Origin of the sequence: Hymenobacter glacialis (assembly GCF_001816165.1) — a bacterium.
Taxonomy (GTDB): domain Bacteria; phylum Bacteroidota; class Bacteroidia; order Cytophagales; family Hymenobacteraceae; genus Hymenobacter; species Hymenobacter glacialis.
This window is the reverse complement of the sequence record NZ_MDZC01000123.1, coordinates 107,989-130,741: the sequence shown is the minus strand read 5'-3', so window position 1 is coordinate 130,741 and position 22,753 is coordinate 107,989. Positions and strand designations below refer to the sequence as shown.

Here is a 22,753-nt window from a genome sequence, read left to right as displayed (position 1 = left end):
GCTGTACTTTTACCACCATGCCCGCCCCTGCCCGTTCGTCTGCCCTGCCGCTGCCAGTGGCCGCGCCCATCACCGGGGAAATGCGGCTGGCGTACGTGCTGCGGCATTTTCGGCTGGCGTATGCCAACGTACCAGTGGTGGCCATTGGCTACGGCGGCACAGGTCTCGCTATTCGGGTAGCTGAAGGCGCGTCGGGCTTTTTTGAGCAGTCTGCCCCCTACCCGCCCGCACCCAATTTTCGGGAATGGAGGGGCCAGCGGGTGCCGTTTTTCTTTGATAGGGAGCCGGATGCGCCGCTGCTGGAGCTGCACGCGGGACAGGCCATCATCAGGGCCGACATAATCTCGGCGGCTTTTTACCTGCTTAGCGGATGGCAGGAGTATTTTTCTGACACGCGTGACCGGCACGGCCGGTTTCCCTACGCATCCAGCGTACAAAGCCAGTACGGCTTTGTGGCGCTGCCCGTGGTCAACTACTACTTTGACGTGTTGAAAGCGGCCGTGGAGCACGCGAGTGGGCTGCCGTTGCAGCCTCGTACCTGGCAGGGCGGCGCGCCATTCGCTGCCTTCGTCACGCACGACATCGACAGCCTGCGCAGCGGTTGGAAAGGCCCCGCCAAGGCGGCATTGCAACAGGGCCGCCTGCTACAATTCGGGCAGCAGTTGTGGCGGCATTTCACCCGGCCCGATGCCTGGGACAACCTGGAAGCAGTAGCCGCCGTGGTGGCTTCCTACGGGGCCAGGTCTACCTTTTTTATCCTGCCCGAGCACCGCCCCGGCCCCGACGACACGCCCAACGCCGACTACTTTCTGAACCCGAAATTGCTGGCGCGACTGCGGAAGCTTGGGCAGCTGGGCTGCGAAATCGGACTGCACGGCAGCATCGGCACGGCCGCTGATTCGCGCCAGCTGGACCGTGAGGCTTTCACACTGGCCCCCGTGGCAGGGAGTGGCCTGCGCTTTCATTATCTACGCTGGGAACCGCGCCTTACGCCGGCCATTGTTGCAGCGGTTGGCGGATTTTCCTACGATTCGACCCTGGGCTTCGCCGAGCATTTTGGCTTTCGGCATTCCTACTGCCACCCCTTCTATCCCTTCGATTTTGCCACCGGCGGCGAGCATGGTTTTCTCGAAATCCCACTGAATGTGATGGACACTACGCTGCATCACCCGCATTACCTGCAGCTGCAGGCCACCAACATTCTGCCGGCTTTGCAGCCGGTGTTCGCGGAAATTGAGAAGTTTGGCGGCGTGGCCACCCTGCTCTGGCACAACAACCATTTTGACCCGACAAACACCATCAACGGCCCGCGCCAGTTCGCCGAAATAATGAGTTACCTGCAGCAGCGCAGTGCAGCTTTTTTGGGCGGAAGCCAGATTGTGGCCGAACTTTGAGCTTGTAGCACATGCTTTAGCTTGTGCTTTTTTTCGATGCACAAGCTAAAGCATGTGCTGCATTTCACTCCTCCCCCCAATTGGGCATCGTTCAGCGCCAGGGCATTCGCAATACCCTGATTTCCTACATCGGCCTGGCCATTGGCTTTGCCAATACCATCCTCATCCTGCCCCGGCTGCTCTCGTCGAGCCAGATTGGCCTCACGGCTGGCGTGCTGGTGCCGTTGGCCACCATTGGCGCGCAGGTGGCGGCTTTTGGGTTTGCCAGTGCGGGCATGCGCTACTTCCCGTTTTTCCGGAACCAGGGGCGCAACCACGGCGGCTTTTTTCCGCTGCTGCTGGGGCCGCCGCTGCTCGGGTTTGTGGTGGTGGCGCTGCTGATGTGGGTTGGGAAGCCGCTGGTTATTCAGTGGTACGCCTCGGGCGCCGATGCGGCCCTGCTGGCCTCGCACTACACGGTGGCCATTGGCCTGGCGGGGTGCATCATGCTGGGTTCGCTGCAGGATGCGTACCTGAAGTCGCTGTTTCACACGTCTTTCTCGTCGTTTGCACAGGAAATCCTGCTACGACTCATGCTGGTGGGGGCGGCCGTGGCCTACAGCCAGCACTACATCAGCTTCCACGAGTTTGTGCTGGCCTATACCGGGGCGTATGCGGTAGTGGCGGTGCTACTCACCTGCTACCTGGCCGCCATCGGCGAGCTGCACCTGCGGCCTACCCGGGCGGCGTTGCGCATCAAGCCGTTGCGTGAGATGCTGGGCTTTGGCGGGTTTATGCTGCTGAGCAACATTTCGGGCACCGTGCTGCTCAACATCGACACCCTGCTGGTGGGCACCAAGCTCAGCTTGGCTGCAGCGGGCATCTACCTCATTGCCACCAACATCAGTACGGCGCTGGTCCTGCCCTTTCGGGCGCTCTACAAAACCGCCTTTTCGCTCATCGCCGAGTACTGGAAGGAAGGCGATATGGCCAAGATGGCCGATTTCTACCGCCGCAGCACCCGCATCAATACCCTGCTGGGCTGCTACCTGGCGCTGGGCATCGGGCTGAATCTGGACTTTATATATGGGCTGATTGACCGTCCCGAATACGCGGTGGGCACCAGCGCGGTGCTGCTGCTGCTGGCCGGGCGGCTGGTAGACGGCATTACCGGCGTCAACGGCATCATTGTGGCTACCTCGCCCCGCTACCGCTTCGATTTGGTGTTCAACATCTCCCTGGCCATTGCCGTGGTGGCCCTCAACTGGGTGCTGATTCCGCGGATGCAGCTGGCGGGCGCGGCCCTGGCGTACTGCGCGGCCCTGGTCAGCATCAACATCGCCCGCACGTGGTTTGTGTGGCGCCACTACGGCCTGCAGCCCTTTGATGGCCGCATCCTGCGGATACTGGCGGTAGCGGCGGTGGCCGGCGGCACCGCGTGGCTCATGCCCGACCTGGCCAGTGCCTGGCTCAATCTGCTCCTGCGTGGAGGCACGCTCACGGTGCTTTACGCCGCCGGGGTACTGCTCACGCGCACGGCCCCCGAGCTCACCGGCTTGCTGGGCAGCCTGAAGGCTCGCCTGGCCAAAAGCTAGCGCCGCTGGGCTGATTGTCTTGTTCGGAAAGAACTTAAACCAGCGTAAGGGTTAGCAACACCACGAAGCTGGTTGATGCCAGCAGCGTTTGGTACCACCGCAGGTGAGATGCCTCTGCAGCACCGGCGCCAGGCTGAAGGCTGCCGCAGGTAGCGCCCGTTCCCATTCCCTCCGGCCATAGCAACTCGGTGAGGCCGGTGAGGCCGCGAGGAACCATGCCGCGCACCGTATTGCGCAAGCCCAGCAGCGCAACACCCAAGGCCTCCGGACGCAGGTGGTAGGTTTCGGTGTATTGGCCCAACAGGGCGGGAAGTACGGCCCCAACCAGCCGCAGAACCGTGCCCGCCGATTCTGCTTTGATGCCCGCATAGGCGCTGACTGCTTCCGCAATCGCGGCATCAGGCTGGTTAAACAGTGTAGCCAGCAGCCGTTCACCTTGCGCCAACAGCCCGCTGGCATCGGCACCACTGCCCATAATACCCAGCAAATCAGTAACGGAAAAGTCTTTCCTGTCAGTAGAATGGAAAGCCCTGACACTGTGCTCATGAATTGCCAAACAGGCCCCGGTTCCAACGCCGTTTATAATGCCGCCCATTACCAAAGGCAGCAACGCATTTACGGTTCTACTTACCCCACTTTCGCTTTCGCCCAACCGGGCCGCTAAGTGCCCCACCAGTTCCCGGGAAAATGCAGCTTCGACTGTCTTAAGTAAGATGGGCATTGCAGAAGGTTAGGAGCAGTGGAGAGAGCAACCCCTTATTGGAGCATTTCTGCAATAATATAACAAAATAAATACCTTATATTATTATAATTTACGATAAACTCAGTATAATCCTCGTTAAACTGGTCCTTTCACGCTTTAAATAATACCAACCATAAACACAATTTGTTCTTTATTATCTGCATATTACAACCCCTCCCATTGAGCCTGTACTGGCCATGGACATAAAATTTATTATTTTGGTGATGGACGCTGCTCGCAGCCACAGCCCGACCGGCACGGGCAAGCAGGACCGGTAGAGCGAAGCTTCAAGGAGGACTATAATAGCAGGACTCTCACGCTATATTGACCCCAGCCTGGTGTGGGACAGGCACAGCCGGAGTAGCGCGAAGCGGCGCCACGTAGGCATCACCAAAATTATTGGGAGTGCGAGCGAGGCATTGCCTTCGCATGCGGCACTGTTGCGCCGGGCCAATCACAGCCACCGCACGTCCTGAGGGAACGAAGCGGTGCAGATGCCTGGAGCAGCGAAACAGCAGCGGTTTTGAAGCCATTGTACTGCCCGCGCTAGTCGTCTTCATAATCCAGGCCCAGGCAGGCGTTCAGGGCTTGCAGGAGCTCGCTGGCGGCGTGCTGCTGGCCGGCTTTGCGGGCCACTACCAAGCCGGTGCGATAAACTTTTTCGGCTTCGTTTTTCTTATCAAACTGCTCGAGCAGCTTGCCTGCGTGGTAATAGGTGCCCACGTAATCGGGGTGCTCGGCTAGTAGTTTCTCATAATAGCCCCAAGCCTTTTCCGGCTCTTGCGCCCGGTATTCGGTAGCCAGGGCATAAATGGTAAAGGCATCGTTGGGGTCGGCGTCGTAGAAGGCCAGCAGTTGCTGCAACCGGGTGGGCGGTGTGTTCATTCGGGGGTGGTTTCGGGTTATCTTTGCGCCAAATTTGCGGTTTTTCCGCGTAGCATCTCATCTTCTCTGATTTCAGCCCCCTTGCATGAAATTTCTCGTTTGCATCAGTAACGTGCCCGACACGACCACCAAAATCACCTTCACGCCCGATAACAAGGAGTTTAACAAGGCCGGGGTGCAGTTCGTGATTAACCCCTGGGACGAATACGCCCTCACCCGCGCCATTGAGCTGAAAGAGGCCGCTGGCAGTGGTACCGTCACGGTGCTCAACGTGGGCGAAGCCGACACCGAGCCCAACATCCGCAAGGCCCTGGCCATTGGCGCCGACGACGCCATTCGCGTGAACGCGGCGCCGCAGGACGCCTACTTCGTAGCCGAGCAAATCGCGGCCATCGCCAAAGAAGGCGCTTATGACGTGATTCTGATGGGCAAGGAGAGCATCGACTACAACGGTTTCCAGGTGCACGGCATGGTGGGCGAAATGCTGGGCATTCCCACGGTGGCCCCGGCCATGAAGCTGGATATGAGCGGCAACACCGCCACGCTGGAGCGCGAAATTGAAGGCGGCAAGGAGATTGTGAGCGTGAACACGCCCTTCGTGGCCTCGTGCCAGCAGCCCATGTGCGAGCCCCGCATCCCCAACATGCGCGGCATTATGACGGCCCGCACCAAACCCCTGAAAGTGGTGGAGCCCGTGGGCGAACCCGCTCGCACCAAAGTAGCCGAGTTTGCGCTGCCGCCCAAGAAGCAGGGCGTGAAGCTCATTGATGCCGAAAACGCCGGCGAGCTCATCAAGCTGCTGCGCAACGAAGCCAAAGTCATTTAGTTGAATTATGAATTAAAAATTATGAAGTATGAATTGGCAGAAAAGTCGATTCATAACTCATAAAATCTCAACTCATAATTGCTAATTCATAATTTATAATTCTCTCAAAATGTCCGTATTAGTAGTAGTTGAATGCGCCGATGGCGAAGTAAAAAAGTCCTCGCTGGAAGTGGCCTCCTACGGAGCCGAGGTGGCCGCCATGCTGGGCACCACCGCCACCGCCATTGCGGTGGGCGAAGCCACTACCGCCAACCTGGCCACGCTGGGCGAGCAGGGCATCAGCAAAGTGCTGTATGATGCCGAGCCGCGCCTGAAAGATTTTGTTAACAATGCCTACACCAAGCTCATTGCCACGGCGGCCGAGCAGGAGCAGGCTAAAATCATCATCCTCGCCAACTCCAACATTGGCGCGGCCGTTGGTTCGCGCCTGTCGGTGCGGCTCAAGGCCAGCCTGGCCACCAACGTGGTGGAGCTGCCCAAAACGACCGACGGCCAGTTTATGGTGCGGCGCGGTGCTTTCTCGGGCAAGGCGTTTTCGGACGTGCTGCTGAGCGGCGACCGTAAAATCATTGCCGTGAAAAAGAACTCGACCGGAGCCAAGCACCAAGCCGGCAAAACGGCCGAGGTGGTGACCTTCGCGGCCCAGCTCACCGACGCGGACTTTGCCGACGCCCCCACCCAGGTGGTGATGCAGGACCAGGCCGGCGGCATTCTGCTGCCCGAGGCTGACTTGGTGGTATCCGGTGGCCGTGGCATGAAGGGCCCCGAGAACTGGGGGCTGATTGAAGACCTGGCCAAGGCCCTGGGTGCGGCTACGGCCTGCTCCAAGCCGGTGTCGGACGTGGACTGGCGCCCTCACCACGAGCACGTGGGCCAGACCGGCATCACGGTCTCGCCGAACCTGTACATTGCCTGCGGTATTTCGGGCGCCATCCAGCACCTGGCTGGCGTGAACAGCAGCAAGGTGATTGTGGTCATCAACAAAGACCCCGAGGCGCCTTTCTTCAAAGCGGCCGACTACGGCATTGTGGGCGACGTATTTGATGTGCTTCCCAAGCTGACTGCCGCCGTGAAAGCACTAGGCTAATATTTTTTTCATCATTTGGGGACTCAGGGGACTGGATTTCGTAAGGAAACCAGGGGCCTGAGTCCCCAAATGCTTTGATAAGCGCCTGCCGAAGGAGGATTTCCGCGCTTGGTAACCGGACTTTTCTTTATTTGCACCTACATCTCCTGGCCCCATAGCCACGGCGCACCGCCCACCCTTCCCCAGCACCAAGACCCAACTTCCCCACTCCCTTGAAAAAAATCCAGCTTGAAATCCTGGGCCTTTCGTCCAGCCAGTCACAATCTGGCTCCTTTGCGCTGATTTTGGGCGAGAAGGGCGGCAACCGCCGTTTGCCCATCATCATTGGCATGTTTGAAGCGCAGAGCATTGCCATCCAAATCGAAAAAATCAGCCCGAACCGGCCGCTCACCCACGACTTGTTCAAGTCTTTTGCCGAGCACGTGCACGTGGTGATACTGGAAGTGGTGATTTCTGATTTGAAAGAAGGCGTGTTTTATTCTCGCATTGTGTGCTCCGATGGGGCCACGACGTTCGATATCGACGCTCGTCCCTCCGATGCCATTGCCATTGGGCTGCGGTTTGGGGTGCCCATTTTCACGGTTGAAAGCGTGCTCAGCGAAGCCGGCATTATCCTTTCTGACCTCGACGAGGCCGAAGGCGAAACCGACGATGAGGACGATGACGACGATGACGACACCGATTCGGACTCGCCGCGGCTCAGCCGGGCGCAGCCCGAGCCCCGCGACCCAAGCGGCCAGGTTTCGCTGGATGAGCTCACCAAGATGCTTGCCCAGGCCCTGGAAAAAGAAGACTACGAGAAAGCCGCAAAAATCCGCGACGAGTTGAACAAGCGCAACGGCTAGGCCTTTGAGGCACTGCCAGTCGCCCCCCCCCCCCAAAAAAGCCCCCTTCTACGCCCGCATGGGTGGAGAAGGGGGCTTTTTTCATATAATAGTATATGATTTTCAGAGCGTTACGCCTCGCCGCGGGCAGGGTAGTTCTTAGTCTTCACAAACTTGAGGCCTCCCAGTAGGTCCTCAAAATCGGGGCGGGTGAAGGGCATGGTCTGGATGGAGGCAGCGTAGAGGGTGCCGTCGGGCTGCACCAGGAAAAGACCTGGCTCGCTAAACTCGGCCGGCTCGGAATCGCTGATGGCTTTTGAGACGAACAGGCCCCATTCGCGGGCCTTTTCAATGGTAAGGCCGTAGCCTACGGCTACGTCGGGCAGGCTCCATTCCTGCTTGGTCTTCTCGGCCAGTTCCTGGGTATTGGTGGAAATAGCAACGGCCTTAATGCCCAAGCCAGTAAAGTCGGCGAGCGTGGCTTGCAACTGCTGCAGGCTCTTTTTGCAGACGGGGCAATGGTGGCCGCGGTAGAAAACCAGCATGGTCATGAACTCGGCGTTGGCATCAGCCAAGTTCCAGCTGCCGCCATCGACCAAGGCAACCTCGAGGGTGGGGACTTTTGTGCGGGGCTTAATCATTGGAAAAAATTGATTTGGAAATACTGTTGTTATCTTAATCAGACAGTTCCGCTTTCAGATAGTTCTACGAAGCACCAAAATACGGAGCGGCCGGGAGCGGGCGTACCCGGCCATGCTGTGATTTGGCCTCCGTCCAGCAACGCCAGTATCCGCCTGACCTGCGTACTTGCGGGCATGAATACGCCCGACGAATCCCTTAGCTTTCCCATTGGCCGTGTGCAGCTGCCGGAAGGTCGCCTCAGCCCGGCCCAACGCTCTGCCCTCGTCCAACAGATTGCCGACTTACCGGCCCAGCTCACGGCCGTGGCCACGGCCATTGGTAGCGCGGGCCTGGAGCGCCCCTACCGCCCTGGCGGCTGGAGCGGCCGGCAGGTCATTCACCACCTGGCCGACTCGCACATGAACTGCTACTTCCGCTTCCGCCTGGCCCTGACGGAGGAAAATCCCACCGTGCGCCCCTACGACGAGCAAGCCTGGGCCGAGCTGCCGGATGTAGCGGCCACGCCCATCAGCGTATCATTGGCGCTGCTGGAGCCCCTGCACACGCGCTGGGCCACGCTGCTGCACCACATGAGCGCCGAGCAGTGGCAGCGCACGTTCTACCATCCGGGCACCAAGCGCGACTTTACCCTCGACCAGGCCCTGGCGATGTATGCCTGGCACGGCCAACACCACCTAGGCCACCTGAAACTGCTGCTGGCGTAGGGATTTAGTGGCAGGTTTCAAAATTACTGGCCTGTCGTTCACCCTAGCGCCTCACCCCCCGGCCCCTGCCGGGGGGTGAGGCGTGCATTCGCGCCGGTTGTGCAGCTATCTATCAACCAAAAAGCAGCGTCCCCTGAGTTGATAACTCAGGGGACGCTGCTTTTTAAAATACGTTCCGGCGAGAGCTAGATGCCGGCGCCGGCGTCGCCCTCTTCGGCGAAAGCGGCCATGCCGCCTTCAGTCTCTTCGTCGATGCGCTTGGCGGCCCGCACCAGGCTGCTGCTGAAGATGAAGTCCCGCAGCTCGGGAACCGTGGCATTCAGAATTTCTTCCTTGGTACCGTCCCAGAGCTTTTTGCCCTGGTGCAGGAAAATAATGTGCTCCCCAATTTCAATCACGGAGTTCATGTCGTGCGTCACGATGACGGTGGTGATGTCGTACTCGTGGGTGATTTCGTAAATGAGCTGGTCGATTTTGATGCTGGTGGCGGGGTCGAGGCCGGAGTTGGGCTCGTCGCAGAACAGGTAGGTACACTGCGGGGCGATGGCGCGGGCAATGCCCACGCGCTTTTTCATGCCACCCGAGATTTCGGCGGGCATTTTATTGCCGGCGTTTTCCAGCCCCACGCGCTTAAGGCAAAACGCTACCCGCTCGCGCCGCTCTTCGGGGGTCATTTCGGGCGTGAGCATCTGCAGCGGAAACTCCACATTCTCGGCCACCGTCATGGAGTCGAACAGGGCCGAACCCTGGAAGAGCATCCCGATTTTGCGCCGGATTTCCTGCCGGATATCAACCTTGCTGTTGGTGTATATGGTGCCATCGAAGGTGATGGAGCCGATATCAGGCTTCATCAGGCCCACAATGCACTGGAGCAACACGCTTTTGCCGGTACCGGAGCCGCCCAGCAGCAGGTTGCACTTGCCGGTTTCGAACACGCACGAAATCCCTTTGAGAACAGCAGTGCCGTCGAAGGATTTTTCAATATTGGATACTTCAATCATTTTTTTTTAGCTGTTAGCCAATAGCCGTTAGCTGTTAGCTTTTGAACCATCAAATTGAGCGCGGCTAATACCTGGCAGCTATTAGCTAACAGCTTAAAGCAACAGGGCCGCCAACGCAAAGTCAGCAAGCAGAATGGCGATGATGGAATTGGTAACGGCGCCGGTGCTGGCCGCTCCTACTTCGAGGGCGCCGCCGGTGGTGTAGTAGCCCTTGAACGCCGAAATGCCAGACACCAGGAAGGCGAATACCACGGCCTTAATCAAGGCAAATACGATGTTGTAGGGAATGAAATCGGTGCGAATGCCTTCGATGTAGGCCTGCGAAGTCATCACACCGGTAAGGGTGCCGGCCAGGTACCCGCCCAAAATGGACAGCATCATGGCCACAATAACCAGCAGCGGGAACATGAGCAGGGCCGCAATGATGCGCGGCAGCACCAGATAAGAGGTAGAGTTGATGCCCATCACCTCCAGCGCCGACACCTGCTCGGTGATGCGCATGGTGCCCAGGCCACCCGCAATGCTGCTGCCCACTTTGCCAGCCAGCACGATGCTGGTGATGGTGGGCGCCAGCTCCAGAATGGTCATTTCGCGCACCATGTAGCCGATGGTGGACTGCGGAATGAGCGGGTTGGTGAGGTTGTAAGCAATCTGCACACAGGTAACGGCTCCGATGAACGCCGAAACGATGGAGACAATGACGATGGAATCGACCCCGATGAGCATGGCCTCTTCCATGGTGCGGTTCCAGAGCACCCGAAAACTCTCGGTGCGCGTGACCATGCCACGTAGGAAAAGGATGAACGTACCAAAAGTTTTGAGCATTGGGCAGGAGTTGGGGAATAAAAACCGAAGTTTGGGCGGCCGTGTTGCTGCTAGCCAGAGGCGGTGCAATGCGGCACCTTACGTAAAATCAGAAGCAAAAAGTGCAAACGAACGAAAAATTAATTGTCGTCACCGGCGGCAGCAAAGGTATTGGCCGCGCCGTAGTGTCGCGCTTTCTGCAGGCAGGCTACCCAGTGGCCACTTGCGCCCGGTCGGCCGATGATTTGGCCGCCCTTACAACTGCTATGGAAGCCGTTGTTCCCGGCGCCATATTGCATACAATGCCGGCCGACCTGAGCCGGGCTGAAGACTGCGCCCGGTTTGCGGCTTTCGTACTGGCAGTGGGCCTGCCCGTGGAAGTGCTGGTGAACAATGCCGGCGCCTTTGTGCCCGGCCGCTTGCAAGACGAGCCCGCCGACGGCTCGCAGCTCCGCCAGATGCTGGCCGTGAACCTGCTCAGTGCCTACGACGTGACCTTGCCCCTGCTGCCGGGCTTCCTAGCCCGGCGCCGCGGGCATATTTTCACCATTTGCTCAACGGCCAGCATCACGGCCTACCCCAACGGCGGCTCCTACGGCATTGCCAAGCACGCCCTGCTGGGCTTCACCAAAAACCTGCGCGAGGAGCTTAAGCCCAGCGGCGTGCGCGTGACGGCCGTGCTCCCCGGCCCCACCCTCACGGCCAGCTGGGAAGGCATCGACCTGCCCGCCGACCGGTTCGTGAAATCCGAGGATGTAGCCGAGGCCGTTTTTGGAGCCTACTCCCTTTCGCCCCAGGCCGTGATTGAAGAACTGCTGATTCGGCCGCAGCTGGGCGATTTGTAGATTTTTACTCGGTTTTCTGACTGCCTTTACCGGTAATCTTGATTTCGGTGAAGGCCGGATTGCCACCGTAGTAAAGCGTGCCGGTGCCCGCGTGGGTGCCGGCCACGGCGTCGGAAGCGCGCACGTGAGCGTCGCCGCCGCTGTCGCGGGTCATGGTGAAATAGCAGCGGCGCAGGGACAGGTTTTGGGCAAACAGGCGGCCGATGCCTCCCAGCGTGAAATTCATTTCCTCGGCCGACCCGCGCACGTTGATGTCGCCCAGCTCGTATTGGTCGAGGAATAGCATTTTGGCTTTCACGTCGATGTCGTAATCGCCGGAGCCGATGTTGTGGAAGAAAATGGTGTCCTGCACGAACTGGCCCACGGTGCTGCCGTTGCCCTGGCCCCGCAAAAACACGTTGGTGATGCTGGGCAGGTGCAGCGTGACCACGCGGGGCGAGTCGTAGCGCCGGGCCCAGTTGCAGCGGCTGGTGTTGGCAATTTCGAGGGCGTCGCCCTTGCGGGTGAATTCGATGTCGCCGATTAGGTTTTTGCCGGCCTGCACCTCGGCGTAGGTTTGGGTGTCCTGCACCAGGCGCAGGTCCACGTTGTCGTAGGCCGTGACGGTGACGAGGCCGGCTTCCACGTCCCGGCGTTCGGTGATGATGGAGCCGGTGCTTTTCAGGCAGTCGCCGCCGTGGCCGGGCCCGCAGGCGCTGAGGCCGGCCAGCAACGCCAGGCCCGCTAGGCCCCGGCCCGCCAGCACCTGCCCCCCAAACCCCTCGGCGCGGCTAACTTGCGGCCGCAAACTCGTATCACGCATTTGCTTTTCTAATTTTATCAAAGATAAATGGACCTTACTGGCAAAGTCGCTATTGTTACGGGCGCAAGCAAAGGAATAGGCCGCGCCACCGTGGAAGCGCTGCTGGCCCGCGGCGCCGCCGTGGCCGGCTGGGGCCGCACCGCCCCCGAAGGCCTGGTGCACGAGCGGTTTCAGTTTTTTGAGTGCGACGTGCGCGACGAAGTGGCCGTGGCCGAGGCGCTGACCAACACCCAGCGCGAGCTGGGCCCCGAAATACACGTGCTGGTGAACAACGCCGGCCTGGGCATTGCAGGGGCCGTTGACGGGTTTAAGACCGACGATTGGAAGCTGATGTTCGACACCAACGTACACGGCACGTTCTTCTGCTCGCGCGCCGTACTACCCCAGATGAAGCGCCAGCAAGTGGGCCACATCATCAACATAGCCAGCATTGCGGGCACCACCGGCATCGAAAACATGGCCGGTTACTGCGCCTCCAAATTTGCGGTGCGCGGCTTTTCGCAGTCATTGTTTAAGGAAGTGCGCAACCATGGCATCAAAGTGACGTGTGTTAGCCCGGGCTCGACGCAGACCAACTTCTTCGATGACATTCCGGGCACTACGCCCAACGATGCGATGATGAGCCCGGCCGACATTGCCGGCTTCATCATCTACTCTCTCGAAACGCCCTTCAACTTTCACGTGGTGGAAGTGGAAATGCGGCCGCTGCAACCCAAGAAGTAGCCCGGCATTGCTTAGTCCTTTTAAATACTTCGTTTCCTACCCATGAAAAGAATGTTCGCCGCCGTTGTAGCCGTTCTTGGCGTTGCCGAAATTGGCCACGCCCAAACCGGCGAGCAGGCGCTGGCGCAGTACCAAGCTGCACTGGGCACGCTCAATACGGTGGCCTACATGGTACAGCGAATTGATACGTTCCCCAATAAAGCTGTCTGGAACCGCAAGGGGCAGGCCATTATGCAGCGCGACCCCGCGAGCAGCGTCTTCGGAGCAAGGTTTCTGGGCACCCACTTCGACGCGGCAAGAGGGTACTGGTACGATGGCAAAGTCGGCTACGAACTGGATGATAAAGCCAGGACTTTTAAACTAAACATTAACCCTTATAGACCCGGCCTACCAGGTAGCCCTGGCGGCCAGATGCTGGTTCCAGAACTTCTGGCTATCGAGCCGGGCTACGAATCCGTGACCTACCAAACCGGGCCGCAGGGAGCCATCCTACGGCTGCACTACTCCGACCGTCCCAACGTTGACGAGCGGAACCGCTACACCTACCTCGTGCTGGACGAAGCCACCAACCGCCCGAAAATGGTGCGTACGGTAAGCCAAAAAGCCGGGGGCCAGTCGAGTATCATCAAGATTTTGTCTGAAACTCGGGTTAATAACCCCCTTGACGAGCAAGTCCTTGCAAGCAAATCGTTTTTGACGACTCACACGGCCGCTCCCGTCGTGGCCGAGGAGCCGCGCAAGGCGTCGGCTCTTGTGGGGAAGCCCGCGCCGGCTTTCAAGCTGGTAAACTTTGCCAAAGCGCCGGTTCAGCTGAGCAGCTACCGCGGCAAAACCGTGCTGCTGGATTTCTGGACCACGTCCTGCAGCCCTTGCATTGCGGCGATGCCTGAAATACAACACTTGCAGGACGAGTACGCCAAGCAGGGATTCGTCGTGCTGGGCGTGCTGATGGACCCGAAAAGTGCGGAACGCGCGCAGGGAATTATGAAGCGGCAGCAAGCCCGCTACGTCACCGTGCTGGGCACCGAGGCGGTGGAAGCAGCGTACCAATTACGCTCTTTTCCCCGCTATGTGCTCGTTGGAAGAAACGGCAAAGTAGTTCTTGACGAATCCGGGTACACTCCCCAACTTGAAGCGGCCATCAAAGCAGCCTTGAAAGAATAATTTAGCGAGCCAACACCGCTCTTCTGATGGTAGAAATAGAAAACCTGACCAAAACCTATGGCACCCAAAACGCCGTGGACAACATCAGCTTCACGGCTGGCAAGGGGGAAATAGTGGGCTTTCTGGGGCCGAATGGCGCGGGCAAAAGCACCACCATGAAAATTGCCACCGGCTACCTCCCGCCCACGGCCGGTACGGTGCGCGTGGCCGGGTTTGATGTGCTCAGCCACAGCCTCGACGTGCGCCGCCACGTGGGCTACCTGCCCGAGCACAACCCGCTCTACCTGGACATGTACGTGCACGAGTACCTTGAATTCATTGGGTCGGTGCACGGGTTGTCTGGCAAAAACCTACGCGCCCGCGTGGCCGAGCTGGTGCGCCGCGTGGGCCTGAGCCGCGAGCAGAACAAACAGATTGGCGCGCTGAGCAAGGGCTACCGCCAGCGCGTGGGCCTGGCCCAGGCCCTGATTCATGACCCGGATGTGCTCATTCTCGACGAGCCTACCACCGGCCTCGACCCCAACCAGATTCTGGAAATTCGCCAGCTCATCCGCGAAGTGGGCGAGGATAAAACCGTCATTTTCAGCACCCATATTCTGCCAGAAGTCACGGCGCTGTGCTCTCGCGTGCTCATCATCAGCCGGGGCAAGCTGGTGGCCGACAGCCCCGTGGCCGAGCTGGCAGCCCGCGCCGTCGGCGAAACCGTGGTGCGCGCCGAGTTTGAAGGCCCCGTGGACACCGCCAAGCTGGCCCAACTGCCCAACGTGCGCTACGTGGAGTTAGCCCCCGATGGCGCGGTCCTACTGCGCACCGCGCCGGGCACCGACGTGCGCGCCGCCGTGTCGCGCCTGGCCGGGCAGGAAGGCTGGATACTGCTAGGCCTGCGCCAGGAGCAGCAGAGCCTGGAAGAGGTGTTTGGGGAATTGACAAAATAGAAATGCCTGAATAGAACGACCAAAATAGCACGTCATGCTGAGCGCAGCCGAAGCAGCTCTACCGCAACAGTATACCAATCGGTGCAACGAAGCGGTAGAGATGCTTCGGCAAGCTCAGCATGACGTCCTGCAACAATTGGCTTCAGATACCTTATGCTAACCATCCTTCAAAAAGAATTCAACGCTTTTCTGAACTCCCCCGTGGCCTATGTGGTGCTGGGGGTGTTTTTGATTGCAACCGGCCTGTTCGTGTGGGTATTTCCCGATAGCAGCGTGCTGGACTACGGCTACGCCGACCTGCAAACGCTGTTTAACCTGGCCCCGTGGATATTTCTGTTCCTGATACCGGCCCTCACCATGCGCACGTTTGCGGAGGAAAAGAAGGCTGGCACCATTGAGCTGCTGCTGACCCGGCCGCTCACCGATGGTCAGATAATCGGGGGCAAGTACCTGGCCTGCCTGCTGCTGGCGCTGCTGGCGCTGGTGCCCACGCTGCTGTATTATTACTCAGTATATCAGTTGGGTAACCCCGAGGGCAACATCGACTCGGCCGCTACGGTGGGCTCCTACCTGGGGCTGGCGCTGCTGGCGGCCGTATTTGCGGCCATTGGCATTCTGGCCTCGGCCCTCACGCGCGACCAGATTATTGCGTTTTTGGTGGCCGTGGTAGGCTGCTTTCTGGTGTATTCGGGGTTCGACTCGCTGGCGTCGGTGCTGGAAGGCAGCGCGGCCTATTACGTGGGCCAGCTGGGCATTGCGGCGCACTACCGCGACCTGAGCAAGGGCCTGGTGGACTCGCGCGACCTGGTTTATTTCTTCAGCGTGGTGGCGGTGGCCCTGCTGGGCACGCGGCTCGCGCTGCGGAGCCGGAATTGGTAGTTTATTGACTGTTAGTCACTAGCTGGCAGCTAGTGGCTTCTGGTGTTAAGTATTAAAGTTGTCTTGTGGAAAACACTCCTAACGAGCTACCAGTGGCTAGCTCGCAGCTAGCGGCCAAAAAACGTGACTTGCTCACGTTTGCCGCCATTGTCGGCTTGCTCCTGCTGTTTAATTTTGTGGCGCAGCGCTTTTTCTTCCGCCTCGATTTGACGGAAGAGAAGCGCTACACCATGTCGGCAGCCACCAAAACGCTGTTGCGCGACCTCAAGCAGCCCGTCACCGTCACGGTGTACCTCACCGGTGACTTCCCGCCCGCGTTCCGCCGCCTGGAGCAGGGCGTGCGCGAAACCCTGACCGAATTCCAAGTGTACGGCGGCACCAACCTGAACTACATTTTCATTGACCCCAGCGCGGCCAGCACGCCCGCCGCCCGCGACGCCTTCTATCAGTCGCTGCTCAAAAAGGGGCTGAAACCCACCAACCTCGGCGCTACCGAAAACGGCAAGCGCGTGGAGAAAATCATCTTCCCCTACGCCGTGGTGAGCGTGGGCGGCCAGGACCGCAACGTGCTGCTGCTGCGCGGCAACCAGGCCGCCCCGGCCGACGTGCGCCTCAACCAGAGCATCGAAGGGCTGGAATACGAACTGGCCAGCACCATTCGCGCGCTGGTGCCCGCACTGCGCAAACGCATTGGCGTAGTGGAAGGGCACGGCGAGCTCACCAACGTGCAGGCCGGCGACATGCTCGGCTCCTGGCAGCAACAGTACGACGTGTTCCGCGTCACGCTCAGCCAGGTTAAAGACCTGAGCGCCCTCGACGCCGTGGTCATTGCCCAGCCCAAGACCCCGTATTCGGAGGACGAGAAATTCAAGCTCGACCAGTTCATTCACCAGGGTGGTCGGGCGCTATTTTTCGTCGATGCCCTGCGCGTGGACCTCGACAGCGTGAGCCGGAATGGCGTTGCCCTGGCCACGCCCTACGACCTTAACCTCGACGACCTGTTCTTCAAGTACGGCCTGCGCCTGAACCAAAACCTGCTTCTCGACCTCAACAGCGGCCAGATTCCGCTCGTGACGGGCACCGATGGCAACAAACCCAAAATAGAGCCCATGCCCTGGCAGCTCTACCCGCTCATCAACAAGTTCAGCGCCCATCCCATCACCCGCAACCTCGATGCGGTGTACCTGAAATTCGTGGGCAGCCTGGATACGGTGAAGGCCAGCGGTATCCGTAAAACGGCCTTGCTCACCACCTCGCGCTACACCCGGGCCCTGCCCGCGCCCGTGCCCATCAACTTCAACGATGCCCGCCTGGAGCCCAACCCCAAGCTCTACCAGAAAGGATTTCAGCCCGTGGGCTATTTGCTGGAAGGCCAATTCCCGTCGCTGTTCGCCAACCGCGCCCGGCCCGGCACCCTGCAATTCCAGCCCGAAAAGTCGCCCACGGCCAAGCCCTCCAAAATCGTGGTATTGGCCGATGGCGACTTCATGCGCTCCGAAATCGACCCCAAAACCGGCAACCCCTTTCGCTTGGGCTTCGACCGCCTCGCCAACACCGAATTCGCCAACCGCGAGCTGGTCCTCAACGCCACCGACTACCTGCTGGACGAAACCGGCCTCATCTCCGTGCGCGGCAAGCAAATCACCCTCCGTCCCCTCGACAAAGTGAAGCTAGCCGAGCAGCGCCGCACCTGGCAGCTGCTGAACCTGGGCGCGCCGCTGGTGCTACTGGGGCTGTTCGGCGCCGTGCGGGCGTGGCGGCGCAGGCGGCGGTATGCAGGGTTTGCGAGCTAATAGACAAACATATACCGATGGTTGTCATAAACCACTTTGGTTTCCGCATTGATTTTAAGGGTCATGCAGCCGTTACAATGGTTCTCTACTACCCAATAAAATGTAAGGTCATCTTTCTCGGCTAATCTTATGAGTGCCGGAATGTCATTCAAAACCATGTGTTCATCGTCGTAGCGTCTAACACTTGACGTAACAAATTCTGCAGTTGCCCTCGCCCGTGTTGAATTTAAGTCAACTCCGAATTGCTTGCCGATACTTAGAGCCTTGCGTTTGTCGACAGAAAATTTTCCATCTAAAATATACCTCAAGCCGATAAAATCGTCCACGTCAATATAATTAAGGCATAGCGTATTATCCAATGAAACCGTTGCTCGGCCAATAGTATCGCCTTCTGTTAACAGGTAATAAGTAAAGTCATAATTGAGTGGCATTTTATTGATTGAGTCATTTTCATATCTCTGCTCATCATAATACTCGAAATGGTAGCGACAATAAAAATTACCTAACTTCTCTGGGGCGATAACAATTCGCGCTAAGCTGTCAGAAATCAGTTTCGCCTGCCTGAAGCTATTTCTCAAATTTGGGTTCGCCGTTTTAATCTGAAAGCCGTCTGTTGTCACTTCACTTTTGCTCTTCGAGTTGGAACAGCCAGTGAAGCCAAACAAAAGCATGAGTAAAGGAAGAGTATTCCCCTGCTTGAACAGGAATTTCCACCAGCCCATTTCAGACTTGTTTATCATAGAAGTTAGCCCTGATAATCTGCTTTATTTCCTCCGAAGTAATGGCTTCACTCCGTCCGCTCGCTTCGATTTGTTGCTCTAGCTTTCTTACTTCTCCAAGGCACGCAAACAATACTTCCTTATCGAACTCGGCGGGCAATTCAGTAAAGGCAGACAAAAGTGTAGTCTTCAGCATGACTCATCGGGCTTTGTTTCGACCAATGTAAGGAGTTGCATTGAAAGAAGCTTCAGCTGCTCATCGCGCCCCTTCCAAACCCCAACCCCACCCCCTATCTTTGCCCTCCCTTAGCCCCAATCTTAGCCTCGCACCATGAAATTCATTGTATCCTCCTCCGCGCTGCTCAAGCAGCTGCAAAGCATCAACGGCGTGGTGACGAACAACCCCGTGGTGCCCATTCTGGAGAACTTTCTCTTTGAGATTGAGGCCGGTAAGCTCACCATCACCGCCTCCGACCTGGAGACGAGCATGATTACCGAGTTGCCCGTGGAGGCCCGCGACACCGGCCGCATTGCCGCGCCCGCCCGCATCCTGCTCGATACCCTCAAGAACCTGCCCGACCAGCCCGTCACCTTCACGCTGGACGAGGAAACCTACACCATCGAAATCAGCTCGGCCAACGGGCGCTACAAGCTGGCTGGCGAGAACGCCGCCGACTTCCCCCGCGTGCCGGTGGTGAAGGGCTCGGCCCCGATTGAGATGCCGTCGTCGTCGCTGGCGCGGGCCATCAACAAAACCATCTTCGCGGTGAGCACCGACGAGCTGCGCCCGGCCATGACCGGCATTCTGGTGCAGCTGGCCGACTCGCAGGTGACCTTCGTGGCCACCGACGGGCACCGCCTGCTCCGCTACCGCCGCCAGGACGTGGGCGCCGGCCAGACCGCCAACCTCATCATCCCGCGCAAAGCCTTCAACCTGCTGAAGGGCACGCTGCCCTCCGAGGCTACGCCGGTGAAGATGGAGTTCAACCAAAGCAACGCCTTTTTCTCCTTCAACCAGATGCGCCTCGTGTGCCGCCTGATTGACGAGCGTTACCCGGACTACGAAAACGTGATTCCGGTGAGCAACCCCAACAAGCTCATCATCAACCGCGCCGAGCTGCTGAATTCGGTGCGCCGCATCAGCATCTACTCCAACAAAACCACCCACCAGGTGCGTCTGCGCCTGGCCGGCTCCGAACTGGTAGTTTCGGCCGAAGACCTGGACTTCAGCAACGAAGCCAAGGAAACCCTCACCTGCCAGTACGACGGCGAGGACATGGAAATCGGCTTTAATGCCCGCTTCCTGCTCGAAATGCTGTCGAACATCGACTCGGAGGAAATCACCCTGGAGCTGAGCACGCCCAACCGCGCCGGCCTGCTCATGCCCACCACCCCGGATGACAACGAAAGCATCCTGATGCTGGTGATGCCAGTGATGCTGAATAACTACGTTTAACTACTATCGCGCTTACTGTCTGTGAACGTCATGCTGAGCTTGCCGAAGCATCTCTACCGCGCAAGTATTTAGTTACTAATGCGGTAGAGATGCTTCGGCAAGCTCAGCATGACGTTCTGGTTTTCCTCTTTTGAATTATGAAAAAATCAGAAATACGCTTCAGCATTGCCCTCGACAATAACAAAGTCCCCGAAGCCATCAGCTGGACGGCCACCGATGCAGGGCCAGACATTCACTTCGCCAAGGCCATCAACATTGCCCTCTGGGACCGGGAGCAGGCCGGCACCATGAAAATCGACCTCTGGACCAAGGACATGCCCGTGGACGAGATGAAGCGCTTCGTGGTGGACAACATTGGCTCGATGGCCGAGAACATTGTGACGGCGACCGACGACAAGGAAATGGCCACCAAAATGCGCGCCTTGTGCAAGGAGCTCTCAGCATACCTGGACACGCAGGAGCAAGGCAAGTAGGCCCTGCCAACACACAAAAAGCCCCGGTAGCAAAACGCTACGGGGCTTTTTTATTTCAGCTTGATGAACTGTCTAACGTGCGTTCCGGCCAAGGTTGCCGGCGGGCGTGTTGGCGGGCTTGGACTTGGCTGGGGAGATGGTCGCGTCGTTAGCCCGCGCTGGCGTGGGGTTCTGCACGGCGTTGGTCAGCATGATGCTGGCAGATTGCGTGGCGTAGTCCTTATCGTATTTGTAATAAGTGGAACGCGCACCAAAGTAGCTGCTGTACTGGTCGTTACTCAGCACGGCTTGCAGTTCCTGGTCGCGCTCTTTGCACACACCATTGCACTGCTCGTCGATGAGCTTTTGGTTGCCGGCATTTTTGCGCTCGATGGCGGCCATCTTCGCAATTTTATCCTCGTTGATGGCCCGAAGCTTGGTTGCCTGGTAGTTGTTGAGGCGCAGGTCGCGCACCATCTGCCTGCTCAGGCGGTCGGCGCGGGCTTCCACCGGGTTTAGACGCGGGGAAGACTGGGTCTTGTCCCGCACCTGTACCGTGGTGGCTACAGGAGCTTGCTGGGCGGAGGCGGCGCCGGCCAAAAGGGCCAGAAATACAGAAGCAAAAGCGGTTTTCATAGTCATCATGGTAGGGATTAGATACACTCTTACGCAAGGACCGGGCCAGTTAGGACTGCCCCAGCTCGGACCTTTTAAACGCAAAAATGGCCGAGGCGGTTCGGAATTGATTACCCAACTCGCACCTACGACACGCAGTAACTTCCCCAAACACCCCCTGCGTGCTCAAGTAAGGACGCATTATATTCCCGGAGCGCAGCATGGTCTGACCTGACAGGATACTTCGCAAGCGCAATAAGATAGGCTTACCTCCTATTGCGCTTACTACCAGTTATTTTTCCACATCATCGACTCCACTGGCTTGTTAGTGCGGTCGTTGTATTTCGCATTCAGCTTGCGGTTGTAGAACGTGTTAACGTCGCCCTGCACCATGAAATAAATCAGTTGGCCGATGGGCATGTGGCGGTACACCCGCACGGGCATCGATACGCTGATTTCCAGGGTCCAGTGGTTGCAAAAGCCCACGTCGCCTTTGCCCGCCGTGGCATGAATGTCGATACCTAATCGGCCCACGCTGCTCTTGCCTTCCAGGAACGGCACGGTGGCGAGCGTTTCGGTATATTCCTGCGTCACACCCAGGTAGAGGGTGCCGGGCTGCAGCACGAAGCCTTCGGTCTCCGGGATTTCGAAGGTATCGATTTCATTGTGCTTGCGGGCATCCAATACCTCGTCGCGGTAGGTGGAGAGGTACTGGCCGAGGTGCACGTCGTAGGAGTTGGTTCCCAGGCAGCTACGGTCGTAGGGCTCGATGACGATGGTGCCTTTTTCGATTTCCGCAAGGATTTGCTGGTCAGATAAAATCATGGGCGCTGGTGGGGCTGAATTTTTGAGTACGAAACTGCTCGGCAGGTAAAAAATTCAGGCGTTAGTCGTCGTCGTGGGGGCGGTTCGGGCCCTTGGGCTCGTCGTCGTATTCGTCTTCGTCGTACCGGTCTTCGCGCAGGCCCGGCGAGCGGTTGGGCCGCAGGCGGCTCGCCAAGCTGCGGGGCTCGGGCTCCGGCTCCGGGTCGGCTGCCAGATTGTTGATGCGGCGGCTCATGGCGGGCAGCACGGTGGTCATCAGGTAGGCCAGCATCACCACGCTGGTCAGGCTTAGTAGCAGGGTGAAGTAGTCTACCCAGTCGTGGCGCGGGGCGGGGCCTGGGGGGGCGGTGGCGGCGGTCTGGCTGGTGAGGGGCTCCTCGTCGTTGCCCGCCGCCGGGCCGTCACTGTCGTTGTCGTGCGTGGTGAGGGGGGCCGTCACGGGGGCTTCGGCGTCTACATCGGCGGGCGGCACGGCGGCCACTTCCTCGGGCGCGCCCGAGGCGTTGAACTGGGCCGTGGCTTGCTGAATGAGGCGCTGCTCGGCCCGCACCAGGGCCACCCGCTCGTCGCGCGGCAGGTTGTGAATGAAGAACTCAAAGTTCTTGTCCAGCAGTACCGACTTAAGCTGCTTCTCAAACTCAGCCAGCGTGTTGGGGCCGTTGCCGTAGCGGTTTTTGTAGCGCTCTGCCACGCCGTTGTAGTTCATAAACAGCTGCTTGAGCCCCGCGTTGTTGCCAAACTCATCGAAGTTGCGGCGGGCCGCGGCGGTGCGCAGCGTGATGGGAAACTTGCCGCGGGTAAACGACTTGTCGTACACCGTTTCCATGGTGCGGAAGTTCAGCTCGTCGATGGTTTTGTCGAAGAGGCGCTTGTTGGCGGCTGCGGGAGTCTGGGCATGGCTCAACTGTGCCAATAGCAGCAGCACAATCACAAATAACTGTTTTAACATGCCGCAAAGGTCGCGCAATGTTTCGCGAAGTAAAAATTAAGTTGCGCGAAGGCTGGGGTCTTCCAGTGCCCCACCGTGCTGATTACGACCTGGCAGCCTTCGCGCAACTTAAT

The 22,753-nt window shown here is 58.7% G+C and carries 24 protein-coding genes; 14 read left to right on the top strand and 10 right to left on the bottom strand.

Annotation, left to right across the window (positions count from 1 at the left end; all coding sequences use genetic code 11):
• Positions 1–17: 17 nt before the first annotated feature.
• Both BEN48_RS16980 and BEN48_RS16975 read left to right on the top strand, forming a co-directional pair.
• A complete protein-coding gene (locus BEN48_RS16980; RefSeq protein ID WP_070736333.1) occupies positions 18–1,394 on the top strand; it encodes a DUF7033 domain-containing protein in 1,377 nt (458 codons plus the stop codon).
• A gap of 80 nt (positions 1,395–1,474) precedes the next feature.
• Complete coding sequence (locus BEN48_RS16975; protein ID WP_070736331.1) at positions 1,475–2,968, top strand: lipopolysaccharide biosynthesis protein; 1,494 nt, start codon at positions 1,475–1,477, stop codon at positions 2,966–2,968.
• Between the two features lie 34 nt (positions 2,969–3,002).
• On the opposite strand, the gene BEN48_RS18350 is transcribed toward BEN48_RS16975, so the two are convergent.
• Both BEN48_RS18350 and BEN48_RS16965 read right to left on the bottom strand, forming a co-directional pair.
• The gene (locus tag BEN48_RS18350) at positions 3,003–3,689 is read right to left on the bottom strand and encodes a DUF937 domain-containing protein (protein ID WP_083321168.1); all 687 of its coding nucleotides are present in this window, start codon (positions 3,687–3,689) and stop codon (positions 3,003–3,005) included.
• Between the two features lie 567 nt (positions 3,690–4,256).
• Positions 4,257–4,595, bottom strand: a complete 339-nt coding sequence (locus BEN48_RS16965; protein WP_070736327.1) for a tetratricopeptide repeat protein — start codon at positions 4,593–4,595, stop codon at positions 4,257–4,259.
• 85 nt (positions 4,596–4,680) lie between these two features.
• Here BEN48_RS16965 and BEN48_RS16960 point away from each other — a divergent pair, with 85 nt between their 5' ends.
• From BEN48_RS16960 to BEN48_RS16950, 3 genes are all read left to right on the top strand, one after another.
• A complete protein-coding gene (locus BEN48_RS16960) occupies positions 4,681–5,421 on the top strand; it encodes an electron transfer flavoprotein subunit beta/FixA family protein (RefSeq protein WP_070736325.1) in 741 nt (246 codons plus the stop codon).
• Positions 5,422–5,530: 109 nt separating this feature from the next.
• Positions 5,531–6,508 carry an electron transfer flavoprotein subunit alpha/FixB family protein gene (locus BEN48_RS16955; protein WP_070736323.1) on the top strand — a complete coding sequence of 326 codons (978 nt, stop codon included), beginning with the start codon at positions 5,531–5,533 and terminating at the stop codon, positions 6,506–6,508.
• A 212-nt stretch (positions 6,509–6,720) separates the two neighbouring features.
• A complete protein-coding gene (locus BEN48_RS16950) occupies positions 6,721–7,353 on the top strand; it encodes a bifunctional nuclease family protein (protein WP_070736321.1) in 633 nt (210 codons plus the stop codon).
• Between the two features lie 110 nt (positions 7,354–7,463).
• Here BEN48_RS16950 and BEN48_RS16945 read toward each other — a convergent pair whose 3' ends face one another.
• Complete coding sequence (locus tag BEN48_RS16945; protein WP_070736319.1) at positions 7,464–7,973, bottom strand: peroxiredoxin-like family protein; 510 nt, start codon at positions 7,971–7,973, stop codon at positions 7,464–7,466.
• 174 nt (positions 7,974–8,147) lie between these two features.
• On the opposite strand from BEN48_RS16945, the gene BEN48_RS16940 reads away from it, so the two are divergent.
• Positions 8,148–8,678, top strand: coding sequence for a YfiT family bacillithiol transferase (locus BEN48_RS16940; RefSeq protein ID WP_070736317.1), 531 nt, complete (start codon positions 8,148–8,150; stop codon positions 8,676–8,678).
• A 185-nt stretch (positions 8,679–8,863) separates the two neighbouring features.
• On the opposite strand, the gene BEN48_RS16935 is transcribed toward BEN48_RS16940, so the two are convergent.
• On the bottom strand, positions 8,864–9,679 hold the full coding sequence (locus BEN48_RS16935; RefSeq protein ID WP_070736314.1) for an ABC transporter ATP-binding protein: 816 nt from the start codon (positions 9,677–9,679) through the stop codon (positions 8,864–8,866).
• A 93-nt stretch (positions 9,680–9,772) separates the two neighbouring features.
• Positions 9,773–10,504 (bottom strand): MlaE family ABC transporter permease, encoded by a 732-nt coding sequence (locus BEN48_RS16930; RefSeq protein WP_070736312.1) that lies wholly within the window; start codon positions 10,502–10,504, stop codon positions 9,773–9,775.
• Between the two features lie 101 nt (positions 10,505–10,605).
• Between BEN48_RS16930 and BEN48_RS16925 the strand changes: the two genes are divergently transcribed.
• A complete protein-coding gene (locus BEN48_RS16925; RefSeq protein WP_070736310.1) occupies positions 10,606–11,328 on the top strand; it encodes an SDR family oxidoreductase in 723 nt (240 codons plus the stop codon).
• A gap of 4 nt (positions 11,329–11,332) precedes the next feature.
• Here the strand turns inward: BEN48_RS16925 and BEN48_RS16920 are convergent, their stop codons facing one another.
• Complete coding sequence (locus tag BEN48_RS16920) at positions 11,333–12,130, bottom strand: GIN domain-containing protein (protein ID WP_083321167.1); 798 nt, start codon at positions 12,128–12,130, stop codon at positions 11,333–11,335.
• Positions 12,131–12,157: 27 nt separating this feature from the next.
• On the opposite strand from BEN48_RS16920, the gene BEN48_RS16915 reads away from it, so the two are divergent.
• The 5 genes from BEN48_RS16915 (at position 12,158) to gldG (ending at position 17,624) form a co-directional block, all read left to right on the top strand.
• Positions 12,158–12,853 (top strand): SDR family oxidoreductase, encoded by a 696-nt coding sequence (locus BEN48_RS16915; RefSeq protein ID WP_070736306.1) that lies wholly within the window; start codon positions 12,158–12,160, stop codon positions 12,851–12,853.
• Between the two features lie 42 nt (positions 12,854–12,895).
• On the top strand, positions 12,896–14,017 hold the full coding sequence (locus BEN48_RS16910) for a TlpA family protein disulfide reductase (RefSeq protein ID WP_083321166.1): 1,122 nt from the start codon (positions 12,896–12,898) through the stop codon (positions 14,015–14,017).
• 23 nt (positions 14,018–14,040) lie between these two features.
• Positions 14,041–14,952: a gliding motility-associated ABC transporter ATP-binding subunit GldA gene (gene gldA, locus BEN48_RS16905; protein ID WP_070736302.1), complete on the top strand. Its 912-nt coding sequence runs from the start codon at positions 14,041–14,043 to the stop codon at positions 14,950–14,952.
• A gap of 153 nt (positions 14,953–15,105) precedes the next feature.
• The gene (gene gldF / locus BEN48_RS16900) at positions 15,106–15,831 is read left to right on the top strand and encodes a gliding motility-associated ABC transporter permease subunit GldF (protein ID WP_070736300.1); all 726 of its coding nucleotides are present in this window, start codon (positions 15,106–15,108) and stop codon (positions 15,829–15,831) included.
• A gap of 65 nt (positions 15,832–15,896) precedes the next feature.
• Positions 15,897–17,624, top strand: coding sequence for a gliding motility-associated ABC transporter substrate-binding protein GldG (gene gldG, locus BEN48_RS16895; RefSeq protein ID WP_241502309.1), 1,728 nt, complete (start codon positions 15,897–15,899; stop codon positions 17,622–17,624).
• Here gldG and BEN48_RS16890 read toward each other — a convergent pair.
• Positions 17,621–18,364 (bottom strand): hypothetical protein, encoded by a 744-nt coding sequence (locus tag BEN48_RS16890; protein ID WP_125932707.1) that lies wholly within the window; start codon positions 18,362–18,364, stop codon positions 17,621–17,623. The genes gldG and BEN48_RS16890 overlap by 4 nt on opposite strands.
• A 310-nt stretch (positions 18,365–18,674) precedes the next feature.
• Between BEN48_RS16890 and dnaN the strand changes: the two genes are divergently transcribed.
• On the top strand, positions 18,675–19,799 hold the full coding sequence (gene dnaN / locus BEN48_RS16880) for a DNA polymerase III subunit beta (protein ID WP_035567181.1): 1,125 nt from the start codon (positions 18,675–18,677) through the stop codon (positions 19,797–19,799).
• Between the two features lie 137 nt (positions 19,800–19,936).
• The gene (gene gldC / locus BEN48_RS16875) at positions 19,937–20,272 is read left to right on the top strand and encodes a gliding motility protein GldC (RefSeq protein ID WP_070736294.1); all 336 of its coding nucleotides are present in this window, start codon (positions 19,937–19,939) and stop codon (positions 20,270–20,272) included.
• Between the two features lie 72 nt (positions 20,273–20,344).
• On the opposite strand, the gene BEN48_RS16870 is transcribed toward gldC, so the two are convergent.
• The 3 genes from BEN48_RS16870 to BEN48_RS16860 all read right to left on the bottom strand — a co-directional run bounded on the left by BEN48_RS16870 (position 20,345) and on the right by BEN48_RS16860 (position 22,640).
• On the bottom strand, positions 20,345–20,887 hold the full coding sequence (locus tag BEN48_RS16870) for a hypothetical protein (protein ID WP_070736292.1): 543 nt from the start codon (positions 20,885–20,887) through the stop codon (positions 20,345–20,347).
• Positions 20,888–21,151: 264 nt separating this feature from the next.
• A complete protein-coding gene (dcd, locus tag BEN48_RS16865; RefSeq protein WP_070736290.1) occupies positions 21,152–21,691 on the bottom strand; it encodes a dCTP deaminase in 540 nt (179 codons plus the stop codon).
• A 61-nt stretch (positions 21,692–21,752) separates the two neighbouring features.
• Positions 21,753–22,640, bottom strand: a complete 888-nt coding sequence (locus BEN48_RS16860) for a hypothetical protein (protein ID WP_070736288.1) — start codon at positions 22,638–22,640, stop codon at positions 21,753–21,755.
• Positions 22,641–22,753 lie beyond the last annotated feature (113 nt).